At 41.7% G+C, this 22,737-nt stretch carries 22 protein-coding genes, 2 tRNA genes and 1 pseudogene; 12 read left to right on the forward strand and 13 right to left on the reverse strand.

The genetic code is table 11. From position 1 onward, the window contains the following. Nucleotides 1-40 precede the first annotated feature (40 nt). Nucleotides 41-688, reverse strand: coding sequence for a bifunctional 4-hydroxy-2-oxoglutarate aldolase/2-dehydro-3-deoxy-phosphogluconate aldolase (locus BJP34_RS29940; RefSeq protein ID WP_070395497.1), 648 nt, complete (start codon nucleotides 686-688; stop codon nucleotides 41-43). Nucleotides 689-778: 90 nt separating this feature from the next. Here BJP34_RS29940 and BJP34_RS50590 point away from each other — a divergent pair. From BJP34_RS50590 to BJP34_RS29955, 4 genes and pseudogenes are all read left to right on the forward strand, one after another. Continuing rightward, a pseudogene (locus BJP34_RS50590) lies at nucleotides 779-1,006 on the forward strand (hypothetical protein); the annotation flags it as partial. Nucleotides 1,007-1,122: 116 nt separating this feature from the next. Next, a complete protein-coding gene (locus BJP34_RS29945; protein WP_070395498.1) occupies nucleotides 1,123-1,452 on the forward strand; it encodes a DUF433 domain-containing protein in 330 nt (109 codons plus the stop codon). A gap of 8 nt (nucleotides 1,453-1,460) precedes the next feature. After that, nucleotides 1,461-1,811, forward strand: coding sequence for a DUF5615 family PIN-like protein (locus BJP34_RS29950; RefSeq protein WP_070395499.1), 351 nt, complete (start codon nucleotides 1,461-1,463; stop codon nucleotides 1,809-1,811). After that, nucleotides 1,778-2,035 (forward strand): hypothetical protein, encoded by a 258-nt coding sequence (locus tag BJP34_RS29955; RefSeq protein ID WP_149031253.1) that lies wholly within the window; start codon nucleotides 1,778-1,780, stop codon nucleotides 2,033-2,035. The genes BJP34_RS29950 and BJP34_RS29955 overlap by 34 nt, the downstream gene beginning before the upstream one ends. Before the next feature lie 175 nt (nucleotides 2,036-2,210). On the opposite strand, the gene BJP34_RS29960 is transcribed toward BJP34_RS29955, so the two are convergent. From BJP34_RS29960 to BJP34_RS45840, 3 genes are all read right to left on the reverse strand, one after another. After that, nucleotides 2,211-2,282 (reverse strand) — tRNA-Thr (locus BJP34_RS29960). 200 nt (nucleotides 2,283-2,482) lie between these two features. Continuing rightward, a tRNA-Tyr gene (locus BJP34_RS29965) sits at nucleotides 2,483-2,567 on the reverse strand. Nucleotides 2,568-2,638: 71 nt separating this feature from the next. Then, on the reverse strand, nucleotides 2,639-2,779 hold the full coding sequence (locus BJP34_RS45840) for a hypothetical protein (RefSeq protein ID WP_168166531.1): 141 nt from the start codon (nucleotides 2,777-2,779) through the stop codon (nucleotides 2,639-2,641). Nucleotides 2,780-2,977: 198 nt separating this feature from the next. Between BJP34_RS45840 and BJP34_RS29970 the strand changes: the two genes are divergently transcribed. Then, on the forward strand, nucleotides 2,978-3,964 hold the full coding sequence (locus tag BJP34_RS29970) for an SGNH/GDSL hydrolase family protein (RefSeq protein ID WP_070395501.1): 987 nt from the start codon (nucleotides 2,978-2,980) through the stop codon (nucleotides 3,962-3,964). A gap of 253 nt (nucleotides 3,965-4,217) precedes the next feature. Here the strand turns inward: BJP34_RS29970 and BJP34_RS29975 are convergent, their stop codons facing one another. After that, complete coding sequence (locus BJP34_RS29975) at nucleotides 4,218-5,303, reverse strand: Gfo/Idh/MocA family protein (protein ID WP_149031254.1); 1,086 nt, start codon at nucleotides 5,301-5,303, stop codon at nucleotides 4,218-4,220. 318 nt (nucleotides 5,304-5,621) lie between these two features. Here BJP34_RS29975 and queC point away from each other — a divergent pair, with 318 nt between their 5' ends. Further along, nucleotides 5,622-6,308, forward strand: a complete 687-nt coding sequence (gene queC / locus BJP34_RS29980; protein ID WP_070396949.1) for a 7-cyano-7-deazaguanine synthase QueC — start codon at nucleotides 5,622-5,624, stop codon at nucleotides 6,306-6,308. Between the two features lie 82 nt (nucleotides 6,309-6,390). Here the strand turns inward: queC and BJP34_RS29985 are convergent, their stop codons facing one another. After that, on the reverse strand, nucleotides 6,391-7,332 hold the full coding sequence (locus BJP34_RS29985) for an FkbM family methyltransferase (RefSeq protein WP_070395503.1): 942 nt from the start codon (nucleotides 7,330-7,332) through the stop codon (nucleotides 6,391-6,393). A gap of 1,194 nt (nucleotides 7,333-8,526) precedes the next feature. Between BJP34_RS29985 and BJP34_RS29990 the strand changes: the two genes are divergently transcribed. The 4 genes from BJP34_RS29990 to BJP34_RS30000 all read left to right on the forward strand — a co-directional run bounded on the left by BJP34_RS29990 (nucleotide 8,527) and on the right by BJP34_RS30000 (nucleotide 13,531). Next, the gene (locus BJP34_RS29990) at nucleotides 8,527-9,669 is read left to right on the forward strand and encodes an IS4 family transposase (RefSeq protein ID WP_070391951.1); all 1,143 of its coding nucleotides are present in this window, start codon (nucleotides 8,527-8,529) and stop codon (nucleotides 9,667-9,669) included. A gap of 212 nt (nucleotides 9,670-9,881) precedes the next feature. Continuing rightward, nucleotides 9,882-10,121 (forward strand): hypothetical protein, encoded by a 240-nt coding sequence (locus BJP34_RS41310; protein WP_149031255.1) that lies wholly within the window; start codon nucleotides 9,882-9,884, stop codon nucleotides 10,119-10,121. 601 nt (nucleotides 10,122-10,722) lie between these two features. Beyond that, nucleotides 10,723-12,048: an MFS transporter gene (locus BJP34_RS29995; RefSeq protein WP_070395504.1), complete on the forward strand. Its 1,326-nt coding sequence runs from the start codon at nucleotides 10,723-10,725 to the stop codon at nucleotides 12,046-12,048. Between the two features lie 250 nt (nucleotides 12,049-12,298). After that, entirely contained in the window at nucleotides 12,299-13,531 is a 1,233-nt protein-coding gene (locus tag BJP34_RS30000) for a glycosyltransferase (protein ID WP_070395505.1), read from the forward strand. Between the two features lie 144 nt (nucleotides 13,532-13,675). Here the strand turns inward: BJP34_RS30000 and BJP34_RS30005 are convergent, their stop codons facing one another. Continuing rightward, on the reverse strand, nucleotides 13,676-13,927 hold the full coding sequence (locus BJP34_RS30005; RefSeq protein WP_070395506.1) for a DUF6761 family protein: 252 nt from the start codon (nucleotides 13,925-13,927) through the stop codon (nucleotides 13,676-13,678). Nucleotides 13,928-14,314: 387 nt separating this feature from the next. On the opposite strand from BJP34_RS30005, the gene BJP34_RS30010 reads away from it, so the two are divergent. Next, on the forward strand, nucleotides 14,315-15,049 hold the full coding sequence (locus BJP34_RS30010; RefSeq protein WP_070395507.1) for a response regulator transcription factor: 735 nt from the start codon (nucleotides 14,315-14,317) through the stop codon (nucleotides 15,047-15,049). A 49-nt stretch (nucleotides 15,050-15,098) separates the two neighbouring features. Here BJP34_RS30010 and BJP34_RS30015 read toward each other — a convergent pair whose 3' ends face one another. The 4 genes from BJP34_RS30015 to BJP34_RS30030 all read right to left on the reverse strand — a co-directional run bounded on the left by BJP34_RS30015 (nucleotide 15,099) and on the right by BJP34_RS30030 (nucleotide 18,886). Beyond that, on the reverse strand, nucleotides 15,099-16,199 hold the full coding sequence (locus BJP34_RS30015; protein WP_070395508.1) for an acyltransferase family protein: 1,101 nt from the start codon (nucleotides 16,197-16,199) through the stop codon (nucleotides 15,099-15,101). Between the two features lie 98 nt (nucleotides 16,200-16,297). Then, on the reverse strand, nucleotides 16,298-17,056 hold the full coding sequence (locus tag BJP34_RS30020; RefSeq protein ID WP_070395509.1) for an ABC transporter ATP-binding protein: 759 nt from the start codon (nucleotides 17,054-17,056) through the stop codon (nucleotides 16,298-16,300). A 77-nt stretch (nucleotides 17,057-17,133) separates the two neighbouring features. After that, nucleotides 17,134-17,745, reverse strand: a complete 612-nt coding sequence (locus BJP34_RS30025) for a hypothetical protein (RefSeq protein ID WP_193431287.1) — start codon at nucleotides 17,743-17,745, stop codon at nucleotides 17,134-17,136. Nucleotides 17,746-18,046: 301 nt separating this feature from the next. Next, nucleotides 18,047-18,886: a DUF4351 domain-containing protein gene (locus tag BJP34_RS30030; RefSeq protein WP_070395510.1), complete on the reverse strand. Its 840-nt coding sequence runs from the start codon at nucleotides 18,884-18,886 to the stop codon at nucleotides 18,047-18,049. 1,252 nt (nucleotides 18,887-20,138) lie between these two features. Here BJP34_RS30030 and BJP34_RS41315 point away from each other — a divergent pair. Then, the gene (locus tag BJP34_RS41315) at nucleotides 20,139-20,363 is read left to right on the forward strand and encodes a transposase (protein WP_149031471.1); all 225 of its coding nucleotides are present in this window, start codon (nucleotides 20,139-20,141) and stop codon (nucleotides 20,361-20,363) included. Nucleotides 20,364-20,868: 505 nt separating this feature from the next. Here the strand turns inward: BJP34_RS41315 and BJP34_RS30040 are convergent. Beyond that, nucleotides 20,869-21,504 (reverse strand): class I SAM-dependent DNA methyltransferase, encoded by a 636-nt coding sequence (locus tag BJP34_RS30040; RefSeq protein WP_070395511.1) that lies wholly within the window; start codon nucleotides 21,502-21,504, stop codon nucleotides 20,869-20,871. 32 nt (nucleotides 21,505-21,536) lie between these two features. After that, complete coding sequence (locus tag BJP34_RS30045) at nucleotides 21,537-22,718, reverse strand: TauD/TfdA family dioxygenase (protein ID WP_070395512.1); 1,182 nt, start codon at nucleotides 22,716-22,718, stop codon at nucleotides 21,537-21,539. Nucleotides 22,719-22,737: the final 19 nt, after the last annotated feature.

Here is a 22,737-nt window from a genome sequence, read left to right on the forward strand (position 1 = left end):
TCAATCAAAGTCAATCAAACAAATCACCCATATCATAGCCTTAACTCAGAGAATCAGGCGCTAATCGTTGCTTTAGCTGTTTTGCTCGTTTTGCGATCGCATTCCAATTCCCCCCATCAATCAGGGATTGAGGAAACAAATTCCCAGAAAGACCCACAGCGATCGCTCCGATATTAATCAATTCCTGAGCATTGTCTATAGTAACACCACCAGTAGGGATTAAAGGGATGTGACCGAGTGGACCAAGTAAGGCTTTGATGTAACTAGCACCACCGACCGCCTGAATCGGAAACACCTTAACACAGCTAGCACCAGCATCCCAAGCTGTCACAATTTCTGTGGGGGAAAGTGCCCCGGGAACCACTGGCACATTAGCAGCTACCGCTGCTTTAATAACTGCTGTATCCACATGGGGACTAAAGATAAACTGCGCTCCAACATCAATTGCCTGATGTAACTGAGATTGGTTTAATATCGTGCCAGTACCAATGATACAGTTGGGTAATTCTTTATGGAGCTGACTAATCAGCTCAGGAGCATCAGCGCTATTCCAGGTAATTTCAATTAACCGTATACCCCCAGTGGCTACAGTCTTAGCCATCTGATCTCCTAAGGATTTCGAGGATGCTCGAATCACAGCAATTACTCGCTGCTGTCGTAATAGGTTTAACCAGTTGTCAGTCCTCAATTCTAGTTACCATTAGTTAACCTCAACACCCTTGTGCGTTCCCGTAGCGTGACCTACGGTCAAATCGCATCTGGATAACTAGCAACTTGGGTTAATCAAATTTATATGACTTTCATAGAAAATGAAGATACAAGATTGAGACACTATTTAGCAAGACTACATCCACGCACTCTGTGCTACTCTATATTTGAACAAGCGATGCAGCAAGGTCTTGGGAGTCTCTCCCCACTCGCGCTTTGCATCAATAAAATCTTCGATTTATCAATTAGGCTTCTTATTTATTATTTAAATTATCATAAAATTCCCCTTTATAGTTAAATCATTTCGATATTCAGCAACGCCCAATTTTGAGACAGTGTTTTTAAGTTCACTGAGCAATTGCGCTAGTCAGGTAAGTTACGATGGTTTTATACTGGATTTAGGAAAGTTAATCTATGAGCCTCGTTTTGGAACGTGAGACACCGCCTCTGCGAGAAGATGAAACCGGAGCGATTCGAGTTGGAAATTCAAGGGTTTTGCTAGAGACTGTTATTCGAGCGTTTCAAGATGGTGCATCCCCTGAGTCTATTGTGCATCGATACTCGACTCTATCTTTGTCCGATGTTTACAATACAATTGGCTACTACCTTCGACACCAAGATGCGGTAGAAACATACTTAAATCAGAGAGAGCAGTTAGCTGAATCAGTGCAGCAACGTTTGTCTAGTATCCAACCTGATCTCAGCTTAATTCGTACCCGTTTGCTATCTCAGCAGAATCAGTAGAAACGGTTATGCTGAGTTTGCTGAGCGATGAGAATTTCAACGGTGACATTGTTCGAGGGCTGTTTTTGCGTCAACCCAATCTTGACCTACTACGGGTTCAAGATGTTGGCTTGCGAGAAGTAGATGATCCAGCGATTCTAGCTTGGGCAGCAATTAACGGACGTATCCTTCTAACTCATGATCGTGCAACGATGCCAGATTTTGCCTACAACCGCCTAGTTTCAGGAGAGTCGATGGCGGGCATCTTTGTCGTCAATGATCGAATGCCAATTCGACAGGCAATTGATGAATTACTACTACTGATCGATTGTAGTGAGCAAGCAGAATGGAAGGGAATTGTGCTGTATTTGCCTTTGTGACAGCTAAAGTCTCTGACAGTTGCGGCGGCATAATTAATAACTATAAGTTATCCCACAAGCAACGATCGCTGCTAAAACTACCAGATATCTACTTACTTATCGGTTACTACCTCAGACATCGAGATCAAGTTCATACCTATCTTGCAGAACGTCAACGTCAGGCAAATGTGATTCAGCAAGAGGCTGAACAACGTTTTAATCCAATTGGAATACGCGATCGCTGAAAGCGGGACTTCGTCCATCGCCTACTAGCTAGGCGCAATCAACCCAGGTAATTGAAAATGGCTCGATTCCTGGCTGATTAAAATTTTAATGTGTCTCTATGACAGCAATATGTCACTGATGACCGATAATTAGTCACTGTAAAATTTGCTAACTACTCGGTAATTCATGCTTAAAAGCCCGTGACGAGGATTGAACTCGTGACCTCACCCTTACCAAGGGTGTGCTCTACCACTGAGCCACACGGGCTAGATTAAAATGATTGGATTTAGATTATTGGTTTGATTTAGCCTATTGTACTTTGGCCAAATTTACTCCGCCAAGGTATCAATTAATCAGCTTTTGATTTACCGACGCTAAACCAGTCATGGTAATTAGTTAACGGTTAACATCAGCCAATTTTATGTTGACTTATCAAAAGTATATTTAGGTTATATCCCAAACCATTGTGGTGGGCCGGGCTGGATTTGAACCAGCGTAGGCATAGCCAACGGATTTACAGTCCGCCCCCATTAACCACTCGGGCACCGACCCTTTTAGCTCACATTTATAAATGTTAGCACAGCTTTTAGGAATTGTCAATTTTTTCAGGAAATCGACGGAGATTAGCCAATGGTGTAAGCGTTGTGCAATGCCCACCAGATCAGAACGCTGATACTGCCCAAAACCAGAATTGCTGAAATAACAACGGCTGTGGGGCTATCAGCTCCTTTGAACTTCATGATGCCACGATTGAGGTCTGACATAGTTTGTCGCTCCTGTTTGAGTTATCAGGGATCTAACCAACAAGTCGATTATAGCCAGGGCTAGATCAGGGGGAAATTTACCGATTAACCTTGGTATACTCAGCTTTGAGCGGTTATACTCGGCTTTTAAAGTGATCTCACTACTGAAAACCTAGACAAAACTATAGGAAAAATTTATAAATTATATAGGATTTTCTTGTGAAAGTATTGCTATTAACCTTGGCAGTGCTAGTCAGTTCCTTGGTAGCGCTAGAGGTCGGTTTACGATGGCTGCTCGGCTTCGGTAATCCCCTGATTTATGTGGCAGATGAGGAAATTGGCTACTTGCTAGCCCCTAACCAAAGCACCAGACGGTTTGGCAACCGCATTGTCATTAATGAATATTCCATGCGCAGTCCCAGCACCACTCCTAGGTTACCGCGATCCATGCTGCGGGTGTTCCTACTGGGGGATTCTGTTGCGAATGGAGCTTGGTGGACAGACCAAGACCAAACCATATCAGCACTGCTCCAATCTCAATTAGAACTATGGCTGACCAAAGACGTCTTACCAAGACTAACCAAGGAGAAACCATTTGAAACAGTCGAAGTCCTTAATGCTTCTGCTAATTCTTGGGGACCACGAAATGAGTTAGCCTATCTACGACGCTTTGGCACCTTCAACGCCCATGTAGTGGTATTACTGATTAATACCGATGACTTGTTTGCTACAGCACCGACTTCTGTACAAGTCGGACGCGATCGCAATTATCCCAGCCAAAAACCCCTCCTAGCCATAGGCGAGATCTGGAGTCGCTATCTCCTGAGAGCACCAGCTATTCCTGAAATGGAAGCAGTCAGAGCGGAACCAGGAGACCGGGTTGGCTTTAATCTCAAGGCCATTGGGGAAATTAAGACCCTAACTGATGCTGCTGGAGCCAAGTTGGTGTTAGGGATGACCCCCCTACTCCGGGAAATTGGGACCAAAGGACCTCGTGACTATGAGTTAAAAGCCCGTAAACGCTTGAGTGACTTTACTCAAGAGCACAACATTACTTATCTAGATTTTTTACCAGTGTTCAATAAAACCGAAAAACCAGAAATACTTTACCGTGACCACATTCACCTTAGCCCCCAAGGAAATCAGAAAGTCAGTGAAGTTATGTCAACTCAGGTAGCTTCATCAGTGATCACACTTTTCAAGTAAATCGGAAAAAGGACAGGGGAAAAGGTTGATCGCAAATCCGGATTAAAGACTCCCTGTTGAAGTCAGTCTGTCCAGGCAGACTTTGTACTCTTCGATAAGGCTTAACCTACCTATAGCCGCGACTTTTAGTCGTCAGGGCTAGAAGGGATTTATCAAAGCGGATTTGGCTAATTTGTTCCTTACCCCCTTAGGCTCCTCCTAATGTCGGTCAGTTACAAGTGCAACTGACCCCTAAATTATCAACAAAAAGCCCTTAACAGGGAACTGTCATAACCGAAGTATGGAGTTTATGATTCCCATTATCTACGTTGTGCCAAACTTGACCATCAAGAGCCATCTGCTCAATCAAACTTGCCAATCGCAGTGCTTTTAGGGCTTGTTCACCCCCGACAGAAGGTTGATTACCACCCCGTACACAATTGACAAAGTGTTCTAACTCAGCATGGAGTGGTTCAATATTACTGGTATAAACCTTCTCAATCAAACCATCCTGTCGGTAAAGCACTTGACCATAGTCGGTCATATAATTGGCAGTGGTTTGCCGATGAATTAGAATCTCATTATTGAGGAAATCAGCTTCCGTCAGAGAATTTTTGCAATGGGCAGCGATGCGACGGATTTTTCGGTGTGTCACTTTACTGGCCGTGACAGTACCAACAATACCATTGGCAAACCCCAAGGTAGCAGTGACGTAATCTAAATACCCGGAATCAGAAGCACGGCTGCCACTAGCGGTTAACCTTGTCACAGGTGAGGCTACCAATTCTAGTAATAGATCTATATCATGAATCATGAGATCCAAAACCACCGAGACATCATTGGCTCGGTCAGAGTAAGGACTCATGCGATGAGCTTCCACAGCCAGCAATTGTTCTGTCTTCAGAACTTTGCTCAGTTCCTGGAAAGCTGGGTTAAAACGTTCAATATGTCCAACTTGAAGAATACATTGGGACTCTGCTGCAGCATTCACTAAGGATTCTGCCTCAGCAATACTAGCGGCAATCGGTTTTTCAATTAAAATATGGACTCCAGCTTGTAGACAAGTCATCCCGACGTCATGATGTAGACGGGTCGGCACTGCAATGCAAACCGCCTCTACATAGGGAAGAAGATCGTGATAATCTTCAAAAAAGCGAACACGGTACTTACTGGCAATATTTAAACCACGCTCGACGTTAATGTCTGCCACACCCACAATTTCAACGTCTTTGAGAAGACTCAAAACTCGGGCATGATGTTGTCCCATATTGCCAACGCCAATCACACCGATTTTGATTGGCTGCGGTAAGTTGCGCTGGACTTGATGATCTCGATGTCTTTGATAAGTACGATTCTGCACTCTTTTTTGCTCCTCCACCACTGGTAATAAGTCGATTTACTTAATCTAAGTCGCCTTAAACCATCCAGATAGTACCACAGCAACTATAAATGTGAAGAATTTCAAAGCTTTGTCCATCCTATTCAGCCTAAAAGAACCTTTAAAACATGTGTTCTATACTTATTGTGGTTTGACGAAATATGGAACACTAACCCTATGTGTCAGTTTGTGGGTTGTCTGTTGACAGAGCAATGAAATTATTAATTGGTAGTTGTAGTAACAGTGCAAAACGTTTGATTAGGCATTATCCTGATGAGACTTGTGATATCTGGTTGGATCATGTCTAAGAAAGTAATTGTGTTGTTATCTGGAGGTTTAGACTCTGCTACAGTTTTGTATCAATCAGTAGGAGACGGTTATGAGTGTTATGCCCTTTCCTTTGATTATCAGCAGCGACATCGACGAGAACTCAAATCAGCCTACGCAATTGCTAGTGCAGCAGGTGTTAAGGAACATCAGGTAGTCAGGTTTGACTTACGGCAGTGGGGAGGTTCAGCGTTAACCGATGATAACCTTGACCTACCCAAGGAGCGTAGTCTAGAGCAGATGTCTCAAGAAATCCCCATTACCTACGTTCCAGCCCGTAACACGATTTTTCTGAGCTTTGGCTTATCCTATGCAGAAGCAATTGGTGCTGAGGGAGTCTATGTGGGTGTCAATGCCTTAGATTATTCTGGCTATCCAGATTGCCGTCCGGATTATATCCAAGCAATGCAGACAGCTTTTGATTTGGGAACGAAACAAGGTAGGGAGGGCAATGGAATTAAAATTGTCACTCCTCTGATTGACCTGAAAAAAACCGAAATTATCCAATTAGGCAATCAGCTCGGTGTGCCTTGGGAAAAAACCTGGTCATGCTACACAGGGAACGATCTAGCTTGTGGTGTTTGTGATGCTTGTCGGTTGCGATTGGCTGCCTTTGCTGAGTTGGGATTGGACGATCCACTTACTTATCAGGAAGGCTGAGTGCCTCAGTGTGAAGGGTGCTGAGTAAGCTGAGTAATCAGTGTGTTGGTAGAACAACAGGGATTTTAATTGCTGTTGGATACTAAGAGAATTGATTTAGCTGATAGTTACGGCTGGCGTAGATACGGTAAACCCCTGTATCTGCCAGCAATACTTCTTGATCAATCACTAACTGGTAGCCTTTCCGTTGGAGTAAGTTTGTGATCTGCTTTAGTTTTATCCCTGCTGTAATCTGATCAACCTCCATGACAATTTGCTGAATTTTTTCCCAATCCTTCTCCTTGATGCCAGCCAGGATATCTAGCTGAGGTTGATCAGCATTAATTTTGAGTAAATCAATTTTTTCAATGTTATGTTGATGAATCATACTAGATATACTCTTTGAGTGCTTGGAAAGTCCAAAATTGAACACTTTGGCATTTGAGCCATACAGTGATGCATTGATCTGCAACAATTCAAAAACGTCTGGTAAGGTTTCAAAGGAGAATAGTCTGGCATTTTTACAGATTTGCTGAGCAAACAGGGTGAACATACCGATGTTTGCCCCTATATCAAAAATACAATCGCCATCATGGATAGTTATGCCATGTTTAATGTAGGTCTTTTCTTCAAATATTTCTTGATATAATTCATTGGTTTCTTGTTCATTTTCATGAACAATTACTAACTTATTTGGTAAGTGGTAATCGTTATGATTAACTAGCAAGGCTTCGGCTTTAAGAATATCAAAATTGGTAGCTAATCCTAGGTTAGAGTGATTTGGTGATAATGGCTGATTGGCAGGAGACTTGATCCAGTCTTCAAAACTAGAGCAGATGACAGGACTCCCATTTTTTTGAGTAGATAGTAGACTAGACTTATCAAATATTTTTTCAACATGTTGATAAGATTTTGATAAGTTTATTTTGGATGGAATATTTATATCTTCCATCCATAAGTTAAGAGATTGATTTAAGGGTTCTGCTGTCAGGGTAGCTGTTAGTTTAATAGTTATTTCAGATAGTTGATTTGCGTTGAATACCATAGGTATTTTCGTTAACTATATTGATTTAAATGCACATTAGTAAGTAAGATCACTAATTATAAGTAGTTATCTCGGCATAGATATTACTGACTTACTTATAGTGTAGTAAAGCACCCTGATTTAAATTTAGTTAATTAAAGCAATTTTAAGCAATCTTAATTTAAAATTCATGAAAATTATAAAAATCAAGAAGACTCTGGCGATATTATTTACCCTGAATTTTAGGTTAATCCTCTTCCGAATCTAATCATTTCGACATGGATTTATATGGCAGTGAACTTAAGAGTAAATAAACCTGCATCTATACAATATTGACTTATACATATTAGTAATTGGTTGCCATTTTGGCAAAATTTTCAGTGATGAGGAAGGAGAGACCGTGGGCCACGCTACGCGATTGACCGTAGGTCAAGCTAAGGGAACGGATATTCTGGAGGAGCGAGAAAATCCCGATGACCAGCAATATGTTGATCAGTAAGGATGAATAAAACGATGACGACTGATCATACTATGAAACTATTTATAGTTACTGGTTTAACGTTGATTAGTTTTACAATATGCGATCGCGTCCAATCAAAGCATGTCTTGTGAATCCAATGGTGTCCTTTAGCTCAACCTCCTCTGATCGAAATTAAAGTCAATCATTATGATTCCAAATACTAGCAGTGATTTTTGGGATACTTTGGGGGGTCAAACCGAGGTATATTTCATAACCGATAGGTTTAAATCAATTTAATAGGTTGACGGTTGACGCTTGACGCTTGAGTGTCAGGGATAAACGGTAAAAAAAAATTAAACTAGTGACCTCAAACAATCCAAAACGGAACTAGATAAGGAACTAGATAAGGAACTAGATATAGTTAAGCATCTTCAATATCTCAATATCTCAATTGATTTAAAACTACCGTTTAGGATACTTGTTTTATTTGCCAATCAAGTATATAATAGTGAATGGAAATCACATCAATTTTAATCCTAACTGTTGAAACTCTTCTTAATAACCAGGGTAACTGGTCTTTTCTTACCACTAAGCTTAACTAGTTGGTAATGATTCAGCAGTCAGCTCTCCCTTCTGAGCTTCTCAAGCTGACGGGGTGACGAAACAGGCTCAAATGATTGCTATGTAAAGGTTGTACAATTTTATGGTAAAAAAAAGGTAGGTCTTCTATTTGCAACAAAACCTACCTGTTGACAATGTTATCCACATTATACCAAAACCACCTAAAAAGTAAATTTACTCTAGCCGAATATATTTTTTTAAAAATTTTCGTTAATCTCTTACATTCAATTAAAAAAGTTAGTGTAGAAAAGTTAGCCAATGCTCTCCCTTTACCGATTAAATTTGAAAGTAGAAGAAAAAGAATCCAAAGATTTCTATCTTTACCAAACTTAACAATTGAAGAAGTTTGGTTTCCAATAGTTGAAGAATTATTAAAAACATACTTCAACTCGGAAACGTTAATTTATCTAGCAATTGATAGAACAAATTGGGGTCACATTAATTTAGTCATGGTTAGCTTAATTTGGGATAAAAGAGGGTTTCCAATCTATTTTACTTTGTTGCCAAAGTTAGGGAGTAGTAATTTAACAGAACAAAAAAGTGTATTATCAAAGGTTATACCAATTTTTGAAAACTATAAAATCTGCCTATTAGGAGACCGAGAATTTTGCTCAGTTAAATTAGCAAAATACTTACAAGACTTGGGTGTATTTTTTTGTTTACGCTTAAAAAAGAATGAATTTGTTGAATATAAAAAAGATAATTGGGTTGAACTCAATGATTTAGGTTTAGTACCTGGAGTGTCTTTATTTATCCAAGGAGTTAAAGTGACCAAGACTAGGGGATTTTTCAAGTTTAATGTAGCTTGTAAATGGCAACGTAAACTCAAAGGTACATCCCCGAAAGAAGGATGGTTTTTACTGACCAATTTATCTAACTTAAAGTCGGCAGTTTCAGCTTATAAAAAAAGATTTGATATCGAGGAGATGTTTAGAGATTTTAAAACAGGTGGTTATAATTTAGAGGACACCAAGCTTGAAGGTGAACGCTTTATTTCTATAGTTTTATTGATAGCTATAGCTTACACTTCGGCAACATTTCAAGGTCAGCAGATTAAACGTCAAGGAATACAAAACTATATTGGTCGTGTCAAAGAATCTGGTCGAATAGAGCGGAGGCATAGTAGTTTTTACGTTGGTTTATATGGTCAAACCTGGGTTAATTTTAAAGATGTTTGTATAGAATTAGTAACCGAATTAATGAGATTAAATCCTAATAAACGAAAGTATTATCAACGAGGTCTAAGGGCTAGGTCGCTTATAGAGTCTGGATTTTAGCGTATTTCGTCGCCCCCCCAGCTTCTCAAGATAGGTGTCCACAATAGCTCATGTCTTCCTTCCTGCTCAGATAGGTACTACGGAATTATTCTGATCAGCAGATTCGGCATGTCACCCACAGAATAAGTTGTCGGTCAAAAGCAATGCAACGCAGCCAAAGGGAAGCCAGCCCAGTCTTGGGGTACCTCCCATAGCGCGACTGCATCAAGACCATGTCACCACAATCTCAGCAAAAATGTCACAAAGAGTACTCATCAAGGGTACCGTCAAACTTGACACTCCCCGCTCTAAAGAGACGGGGATTCCTAGATCTACGACCGGCCTTAAACCTCCGTATCCAAGTCTCTAACTCTGTCAGAAGCTTGGCAGTATCTGAACCGAAATCCCGTCAAAACCAAGACTTTAGTTCAGTTTACGAAAGACCCAGCGGGCTAGTCTCCTTAGGCGTTTAGTTACTTTTTGAGAAGTGCCTTATGAAGTCCGTTGCTTCCCTGTTTCACTTGGTTCCGGCGTGCCCCGCCGTACCGTTTTTTTTCTCAAGTTGTGTCTTGCTGGGTTCACACGCCAACTGTTAATTGACGATTGGGTTTTTAGCGATGCAGCGCGGTCTTGGGGGTTTCCCCCATGAGCGACTGCATCAAGAAAGGAGGATTTTCCCTACCCTCCGGGCATTACTACTTTAAGGTCAAGCAGTGGCGGGTCTCTCTCCCGGTTGCGCCTCGGTTTTTCAGCCTGTACCCATATCTCACTAATACTCTAGCGCGCAAGTATTGTCAACTAGGCGACTAAAGTCGGTGCGAGCCTACATCCGGTGGTTTAAAAACACGGGGTTTTGGCTTGTGGGAATTCCCATAAAATAAAACTTGCCAGCATACTAGATATATAAGTAAGCCCACCCACAACAGTCTTTTTCCCCGAGCTAGACTGTTTTACCCATCAAGGTGTAAGCTGAGCGGGAACTGGCAAGGGGTTCAGTCATTCATGTATAAAAGGTACAATAATCCCGCCGATGGCGGAGTATAACGACGAGTAAAGTAGAAAAAGACACAATAAATGCAGATTTTCTTTCTGATCTGGTTGGGACAACTAGTATCCCTTCTGGGGTCTAATCTTACCGAATTTGCTTTGGGTGTTTGGGCTTACCAGACCACTGGTTCAATCACCCAATTTGCCCTAATTTCTTTATTTATTCACCTACCCAATATTATTATCTCACCCATAGCTGGTACATTCGTAGACCGGTGGAATAGACGCTGGGCGATGATTCTCAGCGACTCCGTGGCAGGGGTTAGCACACTGGTGGTTATGGCTCTGGTGTTCTCGGGCAGGTTAGAGATCTGGCACATTTACCTAGTCGTAGCAATCAGTTCAACGTTTAAGGCTTTCCAGTTGCCAGCCTATACAGCAGCTACGACTCAGCTGATGCCTCAAGAACATCTTAGCCGTGCTAATGGCATGATGCAAGCCTCTAGGGCAACTGCCAAGATTCTTGGACCGACCTTGGCGGGTGTGCTGCTGGAGACCATCCACTTGCAGGGAATTCTATTAATAGACTTCATCACATTCATCTTTGCCCTAGCAACATTGCTAAGGGTTCAGATTCCCCATCTCCAGTCTACCCATCACACTCATCAAAAGCAAGCCCACTTCTCTCAACTGCGCCAAGATCTAGTATCAGGCTGGCGTTACATTGCCAAACGCCAAGGACTACGAGGGTTGCTGATGTTCTTTGCCGTGGTCTACTTCAGTATGGGTATTCTTCAGGTGTTGTTCTGGCCACTGGTGTTAAGTTTTGCCTCCAGTGCTGAACTTGGGGTCATTTTATCTATTGGCGGTTGTGGGATGCTGATTGGTAGCTTGGTCATGACTACCTGGGGAGGACCCAAGCCCAGGATATACGGTATTTTTAGCTTTGTAATCCTGCAAGGCTTGTTCTTACTTTTAGGTGGGTGCCGCGCTTCTGTGAGCTTGGCTGCTCTTGGGGCTTTTGGTGTCTTATTTGCTCAACCTATTATCGTTAGCTGTAATCAGACTATCTGGCAGAACAAAGTCCCAGCTAATCTGCAAGGACGGGTCTTCGCCTTACAACTGGCAATCGAAAACTCGTTATTGATCCTTGCCCACATGCTAACCGGACCGTTAGTCGATCATGTTTTAGAACCGATGATGGCTACCGATGGATTGTTAGCAGGTAGTATTGGGCATATCATTGGAGTTGGTCCAGGGCGTGGGATGGGCTTGCTGTTGCTGTTGATGGGATTGCTGAACATCCTGGCAAGCTTTATCGCTTATCGATATCCACCTATACGGCGAGTGGAAAAGGAACTGCCGGATGCTATTCACCCTAACTTAGGTTTAACTAGTTCCAGTAGTGTTTGATAGCAAATCCGCTTCAAAAACCCCCGTTATGATTCCAGCATTCTTTCTCCTGTTCTCCTGAAGCTCCTGAAGCTCCTAAAGCTCCTCATGCTTTTTGCTTAAAAAGGGGGTAATTAACCCGGATTTGCTATGAAACGTTATTATATTTGCCTGATTTGTTCTGCTGAGGATTTATGCAAAAATTGATCCATCCTCAATGCTTTGCCCCTACAGAGTAAACACGCTTTGAGTGGGATAATTCTATTCACCTATGAAAATTGCTATTATCACCTCTGGATTCTTGCCTGTCATTGATGGCGTAACAGTTAGTGGATTATCTAGGCTACAACGACTGAGTCAGTGGGGACACCAGGTGTTGTTATTTTGTCCTGACTACAGTGCGTTAGAAGATGTCTATCCCAATTGGCGAGATTATACTGGTCAAATCCTGCCTGGGGTGAGAGTCATAAATTTACCAAGTACCCCATTCATGGACTTAGATTTTGAGCGTCAGGTGCGCAGGAGTTCCTATTCAATCCTCCTCCAGGAGTTAAAAAAATTCCAGCCCGATATTATTCATGTTGATGAACCAGAAAGACTGTTTTTTGGCTTTTTTAGAGTGCCTGGGGTCGCTTTTGCCAAAAAGGCTGGTATTCCCTGTGTGAGTTTTTTTAGGACTAATTTTCTCGACTATGCCGAAGATTACTTTTCTCTACCGTCTGTGGTCGTCGCTGGAATTAAATTTATTTTTAAAACCATATTGCTTTCAGTTTATAATTCTTATGATGTCACCCTAGTGTCTAGTCGGATTACCCATAAAAAAATTATCGATCTAGGCATTAAAAACACCACTTATGCCAATTTACTTGGCTTTGATGCTAGTAAATTCTCTGCGGATTTACAAGAGGAACAGTTTTTTGAGAAAAACTATGACCTTAGAGGGGTTGACAGTAAAGTTAAGTTAGTTTTTTTAGGTAGGTTAACTCCAGATAAGGGGTGGGAATTTACCCTAAATGCCTTTTTACGAGTTGTACAAGAGGTCAACAGTGACCAAATCGCACTGATCATTGTTGGTGATGGTCCGATGCGGGATGAGATTGCTACCAGGTTAAGCAAGTTAACACCAAATAGTTACTTCCTCGGTAGAGTCCCACCGGAAAATGTTCCAGCTTTGTTGGTCAACAGTGATATTCATATCACAGCATCTGAGAAGGAGACTAGAGGGCTAACTATATTAGAAGCCTTCGCTGCTGGAATTCCTGTGCTCGCTCCTGAAGCAGGTGGGGTAGTGGAGAATATCCAAGACGGATTGAATGGCTTTTTGTTCACTCCCCAGAATCAGGAAGATTTCTCCGACAAGCTCAAAATATTAATTGAGAACCCAGCGTTGCGACAGGAAATGGGTCGCAACGGTAGGGAGTGTGTTTCCCAATATGGTTGGGATGAGAGGGTTCAGAATTTAATCGGTATTTGGGAAAACCAGATTGCTCAGAAAACCCACTGATATCAAGTCCAGTTAATCACTAAAGAGAATAGCCTCTCGCTTTTTGGTAATGGGTAATGGGTAATGCCCTATTACCTGCTATCGGATAGAAAGAGTAATCCAAGGGACTTGATCTGATTGATGTGGGTTATCTGTGTTTAAGGTTTAAAAGTAGTCGGTTTCTGGCTGCGGCATTGGTACCATCTCAAAGTTGGATGGATCGCGAAGATAACGAGTGGCATCTTCTTCTAAACGGTAGATTATGTAGGATTCAAGGGTATTTGTGTGTTTTAGGGCAGAAAGATAGCCATCGATATATAGCCGCAATTCGTCGAAGCTATAACCTCGATTCCACAAATCGACTAGGGAGTCAGTAAGTTTTTGATAGCAGCGTATAGCTTGAGGATCTTGCAGCATAGTCTTAATAAATTTTGAGTATCAACACTAGTGGTATTGGCTCACTCAGGAGAAACTCGGATACGCCAACTTAATTTCAGTTTAGCAAAAGTAGCAAGTCCTCGATACTTTTCTCAATTATTTGTTATGTTAGCTAGACTAAATTGCATTTTATATGATATAATCCAAAATGGTGAATTAAAATTACTGGTGACTTAAAATTTTTCCTATTGTCCCTTTGTTCCTCTGACCTGGTATATTTCGTGCCACTAGGCTGCCCCTAGGAAGTCGCATTTGAAAAACCCAAGGCACTATCAGTGTGATCAGTAGCAGTTGTTACAGAATGTTGATGTTGCTTTTGCTACAATTAAATCCCAACGGCTAAGGCTAAGAGGACTTTAATGTGCCGTGGGCTCAGTGAGAATTCAGATTATTGAAGGAAACCCTCATTTGCGATCGCTTCTAGGGTCCCACCTAAAGAAATCCGGCTATGGGGTGTACCAATCACAAAATCTTGATCAAGCCAAGGAAGACTTTCACCATCGCCAACCCAGTCTGGTTATCCTAGACTCTGATTTACCAGACAGTGATGGGGTTGAATTTTGCTGCTGGCTTCAGCAACAGCGAAAATCTCTAATTTTAATGTTGTCTGCTCGTAATAGTGAAAGAGATATCGTCACTGGTCTTAAAGCTGGGGCAGATGATTACCTGACCAAGCCCTTTGGTATACAGGAATTTATGGCACGGGTAGAAGCCCTAATTCGTCGCCTCCGCATTACGGTGGCTCCCCTGTCTCTAGACTACGGTGATCTCAAAATTGATTTAGTCCAGCGTCGTGTCCGCTTTAAAGAAGAGTTTATTGACCTGACTCCCCAAGAATTTAGTTTGCTCTACGTACTTGCCCAAGCAGAGGGAATGGCTTTGAGTCGGTCTGAATTATTGCGCCGTGCTTGGCCCAATGCTATTGACAATCCACGCACTATTGATACCCACGTCCTTGCCCTGCGCAAAAAAATAGAAACCGATCCTCGACAACCCAGCATTATCCAAACGGTTCGCAATGTTGGCTATCGGTTTAATCAAGGGATAAGTGATAATGATCTAAAATCTGGGACAGAATTGGCAACTCATAAGAGTTATTAGAGGTTGTTGGTTAATTAACCATTAACCATTAACCCTTAACCCTTAACCCTTAAATCCTGATCAACCAGCGTCGCCGATACATCCCATAGAGAATCAACCACCACAACAGTACATTGACTATGGCAAAGATCAAAGAACCATTCATGGCTCCCGCCCACGACCGAAACAGATTTTCATAAATCCAAGTATAGGTACTCACAGCATTATCACCTGTCCCTACCTTAGTTCGATACAGGATGCGAACTACTAAACCAGATGCCACAAACAGAAAAATTGCGTTTAACCCCATCACTTCTAGGGGCCATCCCCATCGGCGAAATCCCCGCACTTCAATTAACTCATAACAAGCCGCCAGTAACAGCATCGACCAACCAGCAGCAAAGACGACATAGGAACTTGTCCATAGCTGCTTGTTAATTGGGAACCAGAAATCCCAAACCCAGCCTAAACCAAGACAACCTAGACCAAATAGTACTAATCCCAAACTAGTACGGGACTGTATCGGTTGATGGCGTAACCAATCCCCAACGAAATAGCCAACCAAAACAGTTACTACCGCCGGTAAGGTGCTAAACAGTCCTTCTGGATCAAATTGAGCTTGTTTATATAAATGGTTTGTTCCCAATACCATACGGTCGATATAGGCAGCAAAATTCCCTTCCGGTGTGAGATTACCAGCACCATAATCAGGAACTGGTACTAAAGACATTGCTGCCCAGTACCCTAGCAAAACTATTCCGGTCAGTACCCACAAACCCCGTCGTCTTAGATTTAGCACTGCTACAGCACTAAGGAGATAGGCAAGACTAATGCGCTGCAAGACACCCATAATCCGAATAGTATCCCAGTCGTAAGTCGGAAAACCATTGAGCAGTAAGCCTAGGGCAAATAGAATGGCGCATCGCCTGCCAATACGCGAATATCCTTGGGATACGGATTGGTTGTTATTGGTGTACTTGACCAAGGAAAAAGCCATTGCTACACCAGCAATAAATAAAAAGGCAGGAAATACTAAGTCTGTGGGGGTAAAACCATGCCACTTAGCGTGAAGTAACGGGGGATAGACATAAGACCAACTTCCGGGATTGTTGACTAGAATCATGCTAGCCATGGCAATACCTCGAAAGACATCAAGGGAGGTTAGACGCATGATAGGCAAGAGGCAAGAGGCAAGAGGCAATAGACATGCTAGCAATAGACAATAGGCAAAATTAAAATAACCGTCAAGGGTCAACTGTCAAGAAATGATTAAGCCCATTCTTGAGATGCTTTAGCTTCTGCTTGTACTAATCTCTCTCGCAACTGTTGCCAATTAATCTGCTCAGCGGTCGTGTCTTGGAGTAACTGAGTATCTTGTAAATACAAGACTCGATTACAAAATAACTCAGCCATATCTAGCTGATGATTGACCATCAAAATTGTGATCTGCTCCTTTTGCGCTAAATCGGTAAATACCCTGATCACCTGAGAGGCTATACCAGCATCTAAGGCTGAGGTAGGCTCATCGAGTAACACTATTCTTGGTTGGACAACTAGTGCTCGTGCGATCGCAACCAATTGCCGTTGTCCCAAAGACAGTTGTAACTCTGTACGCTCTAACCACTCCGCTGGGATGCGCAGTCTCTCTCGAATCCCTTGTGTCCGTTGTGCAATCGCTTTTTTTGGCAGCTGTTGCAATACCAATGGATAAGCTAGAGCCTCCTGAACGGTCATCCCTAACAGTTTTGGTTCTTGAGGTACCAGCATTACCTGTCGGCGCAATTCTAGGACAGAGATATTCCGGATGTTCTGATTATCTAGGTAAATATTTCCCTGGGTGGACTCACTTAGTCGGTTCAACAGGCGCAACAGAGAGGTTTTACCCGCACCAGATGGTCCAATCACGCTGATGCGATCGCATTGGCTGACCTCGAAAGAAATATCAGTTAATATAGGTATCCCAGCCGCTTTAGCCCGGGTTGAAAGGGTCAGGCTTACCTGTTTGAGCTGCAACAGGGGATTAGTCAATCGCTTCGCTCCAATTCAAAATTATCAATGTCTTGATGCAGTCGTTCATGGCAAGGAGCTGCATCAAGGCATTCTGATTAATAAATTAAACCTTGATTGATAGCTGTGGTTATCGTCCAGCCATCTACCAGTAATAGCAAGAGGGTGAAGCCAAACAAAATTAGATACATCCAAGGCTGTGCTAGAGGACGAATATCGGTGGTATCTATCCCGGTATAGTTTTGTACTAACTTAACTAAGCGATTAAATCCCACTACTCGCATTGGCAGCAAGTAAGCTTGGTCAGAAGACTGGCTAATGAAATAGTAAACAAGCCCCCCTTGACCTGTGGTGCGCATTTTTAAGTCTTTCACCTCTTTCCAATGTAATTGCCAACCTTTGCGAAAGAATCGGGGCACCCAATTGGGATAAGCCACCTTAATTTTTTCGTCATCTACAATCACCTGTTCGCTTAAGGCTCCATAGAGGGCGAGAAATCCTAAGCTAATTCCTATCCACAGGACTATTGGCGATACCGGAGTCGATGATACTTTAGCTAAAAACGGTAATGGTATCAACAGCGCCCAATAAAATGTTATTAAGGTAATCCGAATTATAGGAGAGATCCTAAATACAAAAGGGCTATACTGTTTAGTTTCAGGGTTAGCTTCAGGTTTAGTTTCAGATACTGTTTGTTGATTTGGTAACATAATTCAAAAGGGTTAAATAAGGGAATAGGGAATAGGGAATAGGGAGTAGCGATGCAGCGCGGTCTTGGGGGTTTCCCCCATGAGCGACTGCATCAAGACGGGAGTAGGGAAGATGGTAAAATTTCTGTTTACCTCAGGTGCGACCCGTGGCGAATTTAATTTTTAATGGGTCAAGCGCACCTCATAGCTATGATAAATGTTATATCAACTTCAAATTCTATAGTCTATTGATGATATCAAAACTAAGAGCAGAGGAAAACACACCCCACGGGTGAGGTGGGGTGTCGCACTATTTATTTAATTAATTGGGCAACTGTTGAGTAAACTCATCTAAAGAATTCACAGTTAATGCTATGGCGATTAACTCGTCTAATTGTGGGAGAGTTAAGGCTTCCATTTTCCGGGATATATCTAAAGGAATATCTCCAAATCGCAGGTTAAGGATGCGCTCTAAACTCCGTAGACGTTCTTGTTGGATTCCTTCTTGTAAAATTTCCTGATACCAGGGTGATTCACGTAATACTGTCATATCCCACCTCATGATTTGTTGAATTAACGGTATCTCTAAGACGAAGCTAGCGAAAAAAGCTAACAATGGTTCTAGTTGGTTCAAAGTTTGATCTGCTCTTAGGGCCTGGACGGCTGAGCGCAATTTAGATTCACTAGCACCTCCTTTTAAAATTGGTACAAATGGGAATAGGGGAGCTAATGGTTGTCCTAATACTAATTCAGCCTCTACTTCCCATAAATTAATTACCCGATAATCTTGATGTGCCTTTAGTCCCATAAATTCACTGTCGTAACAGTCTTCAATGGTGACGGTGGCTGGGGGCGGCAAGATGTTAATTAATACTGGATAAGTGGATAGGTTATATTTCTCCTCCGCTAAAGCGACATAATTGCGCATGCGCTTAGGCATGGCCTGACTATAGCGCAGTTGTAATTCATTGAGAATCAAAAATTCTTGATGTTCAGGACTAGAGGCTTTGACAATTACGTCGCTTTCCCGACTAATCCACTGGAATTCAGCATCGAGTAACTCCGATGCTCGCACTTGGGGATTATCGGTTACCCATTGCACCCAGGCATTGGGGGCGAGACTGATTAGACGTTTGCTACCAATATCTGCTGGTTTTGCCATAGACTATTGACTGAATTAAGACTAATTACTGAAGAACGCCCACTCTACTTTGCAGAGCTGTTTCTGGGGTCAGACTAAAATTTGATTGCTGGGGAGCTGGGTCTCCCAAACTTCCCACACTCCCTGCTCCTTAAGATTCTTCTTCTATAGGCTCGTCGTCTATAGGCTCGTCGTCTATAGGCTGGCCGTCTATAGGCTGACCAATATCGAAGATAATGATAAATTTCCCATCAGGCATCAGTCGTTTCAGAGCCTGCAAGTGACCTTGACCAAAGGTCACGCTACGCGAACCGCATCAGAACGGTTGCGGAAACGAGCAACAACCACCCGCTGCATTTCGGGCAACAGCCGAACAACTACCCATGGGTGTAGGCGTTGAGAGTACGACATAAAATATTAGGTATCTCCTTAACTGGGGGTCTAGAGCCAGCCTGGGGTCCTGGAGAAACTGTCGGCTGGCTTTTACCGTGGAACGTTTTAGCGCCCACGGTAATTTTATTATAACACAAATAATCTTTTATGATAACATATTTTGAAAACTTTTGTAACAAATTTTTTAGGGAGTAGGGAGTAGGGAGTAGGGAGTAGGGAGTAGGGAATCGGGAATCGGGAATCGGGAACAGGGAACAGGGAACAGGGAACAGGGGTAGGCTCGTCGGAAAAAATTCTGTTTACCTCACTTGTGATGAGAATTGCGATCAGCAGTGCAATTTATTAATTAACTAGTTTAGTTTGGTTGACTATGTGCGATGAGACCTTGGAGCCGCTACCCGATTGACTTTGATCAGGCTACGCGATGCTCCTTTGGAGCCGCTGCGCGATTGACCAAAGGTCACGCTACGCGAACGCATCCACCGACGGTATCCTAAACTCTTTTGTTTATTCCCGATTCTAAATTCTAAATTCTAAATTCTAAATTCCCTTACATTGTCAATTTTTATTTTTTATAATAGACATCTCCAAAAACTCAAAAAATGCTTTTTTTTATGTTATATTAAAATTTAATAAGTCTTTTATTTAAAAAAATGATTCCAATTGTTAGCTATATTAAACGTAATCCAAAGTCAATAAATAGATTGAGATTATTAAGTGATAAACACCTTAATGAACTAATTTAAAACGCCCAAAAATACCACCATAAAAAAAATTCATAAATCGCTAAAACAGAAATTAGATTGATTAAAGCTTGTGGTGGAATAAAATCCCTATTAAATACAGAGGAGCAAATCATTTTAACCTGTCTTGAAGACAAATAAACTATCGCTCAAAGCACCATAAACACCCTTGGTACTTGCTAACGAATTTATCTACTCTCCAGAAAAATTTAGCTGTTTATCGAGCTAGATGGGGAATTGAAACAATGTTTAAATCTTGTCAGACAGGAGGCTATAATTTAGAACAAAATCGGGTCAAATATACTCGTTTACTTGCTCTTGTTTTGGTCATTGATGCATGCTTATACTCTCTCTACTTTTAGAGGACATTCATTAGGATATACTTCCCTTTATGTTTATGTTACTACTACTCATAAAAACCAGCAACAACTTGAGCCACACCAAGTGTTATTTTAAGATCGGACTATTGACTTATGCCTGGGTTAATGCCATGACTTTATGGTCTGAACTTACCCACACTTTAATGAGTATCAAGTCTAATAAATATCTCTATTTTCAGCGAGGCTTGAAGGCTATATAGCAACTACAGCAACAGTTAGATCTGTATTGTCATCCTTAAAGCTAAAGTTCAAAACTATACCTACTTGTGTCTAAAACATTACGCAATCACCAACGCCACATTTTGAAAAAATTTTGCAGGTTTTAGTGTTTGAAGCAGTAAAAAAGTTACTGAAAAACTAATCGTTACAATATATACCCTGTATCCTTTTTAGCCGTTTAGTAGCGTTTAACAAAAAATCCTAATTTTGCAAGAACTGACTACTTCCTGCAAAATCAGGAAATTCAACTTTTTGTCTAGCTATTTATTTAGGAAATTGATATTACCCGATAGACCCATGTTTGAAAATAGATAGGCACTTGATCCACATGTTCTGCTTGATATTTATCTCCCAGCTCTGTTAATTTCCAATTTTCTTGTGCTTCTAAATTTGCCATTTTGTCTTTAAAATCGCTGCTTTCGTAGAAATCGGGGCGTAGGGTAAAAATAATGTATCCTCCCGGTTTAGTAACACGAATCAATTCATCAAAAGAATGGCTCGGAGCATGTCCGTAAGTAAATACCCCACAAGCAGTAACGGCGTCAAAAGTAGCACTGGGAAAATCTAAAGGTTCACCCAATACCATAAGGCGCAATTCAGTGTAGATATTTTTCCTTTGTGCCTCAGTAAGCATCCCTTCAGACATATCGATTCCTACTAGGTTGTGAAAGCCTTCCTCTTGCAGCCATTGACCGACTACACCCGTACCTGCTCCCACATCTAAAATTTGAGCATTTCTAGGGACGTACTTAATTGTTAAATCGACAATAGGTTCGCGGTTAAGACGACCAAAATTTTCATTTAAATCTTGTTCGTAATCCTTGGCCCATTGGTTATAGCGATCACTGAGTTCGTGATTATTTTTTGAACTATAGACCCACTGAACTTTATTTGACACATTCATGATTGTTATCAACCCTTACTAAAATGAAACATTTAATAACTATACTGCACTCCAGATCTATGGGTATTTAAGATAGATAATGCTTCAATGGCAGGATGTTGGAGATATTTCAAATTTAGAAGTGACCTCAAATAATCCCATTCAACGGCAGCAGTTTCAAGATATCGAAATCCCGTACTAGGATCGAAAGATTTTCGTCCATGAAGCATCCGTGAGTTGTTAAACAGCAAACAATCTCCAGCCTGGATTCGGAAGTTGTATTGGTACTTTTGACTTCTCACATAGCCCATAAAAACTGACAAAGCCTCGTAAAAGCGCTGAATCTGATCAAATGGCAAGTTGATATTCATATTTTTGTATGAGTAGTAAATGCTAACTACCTCATCCTGGCGATTTAACTGAATGATAGGCTTCTTGCTCCGCATTAAGTAAGACCCGCAATCAAAGTAATGCCAATAATCCACCAGTATCTCCGTCAAGGCTGAGAAATGCTCTGGCTCTTCTCGACGCAGATCCTCTGCCATCTTAAAACCATCAATCAGGATAGATTCACCTCCACTGGTTGTATTATCAACACAATAAAGTGCCCCAACAATTGGAGATGCATCGCACGAAACTATGTCATTGTGGGGTATTAACTCATTAGATAAAGATCCCAAGTCTGAGCAAGCATACTCCGATGATGGACGAACAGATTTAAGTATTGAGAACTTACCATCCCTGGCATACTCACGGATTGGTCCAATTAGTGTAAGAAATGATTCAAGAGCCTCGTGAGGTACATTTTTAATTAGGGTAAATCCAAGGACATAAAGCTGATTCATCCATGTTTCTCGATTGCAGTTTCTGAAATCATGCTGTTGTGGAGGATGTGCCCTCAACCAATCCGTATCCCACAAAATATACTCTGGCTCAAAGTTAGGATTAGGTTCAGGGTCATAGGCATGGTTTAGTAGCCATGAAATTGGAAATACACTTTGGTGGGGGGGATATTCTTGCCAATCAATAACTAGGTTTTCACCTTTGAGTGTGGCAGATAGTGGTTTAGGCAAATCAGTACAGGCGCTAATGTCATAAATTTTTTGCCCAGACCAAGGATCGCAACACTGGGGACATAAACAATGATGACGCAACCAAATGTAATGGAAACGCTTGTTTTCAAGCACCAAAAAACTGTCTTGAAGATTAATGCTAGAGGGAGTGCTACTAAGCATATTAGGTATTATTAAAAAC

It is taken from the genome of Moorena producens PAL-8-15-08-1 (assembly GCF_001767235.1).
GTDB classification, from domain to species: domain Bacteria; phylum Cyanobacteriota; class Cyanobacteriia; order Cyanobacteriales; family Coleofasciculaceae; genus Moorena; species Moorena producens_A.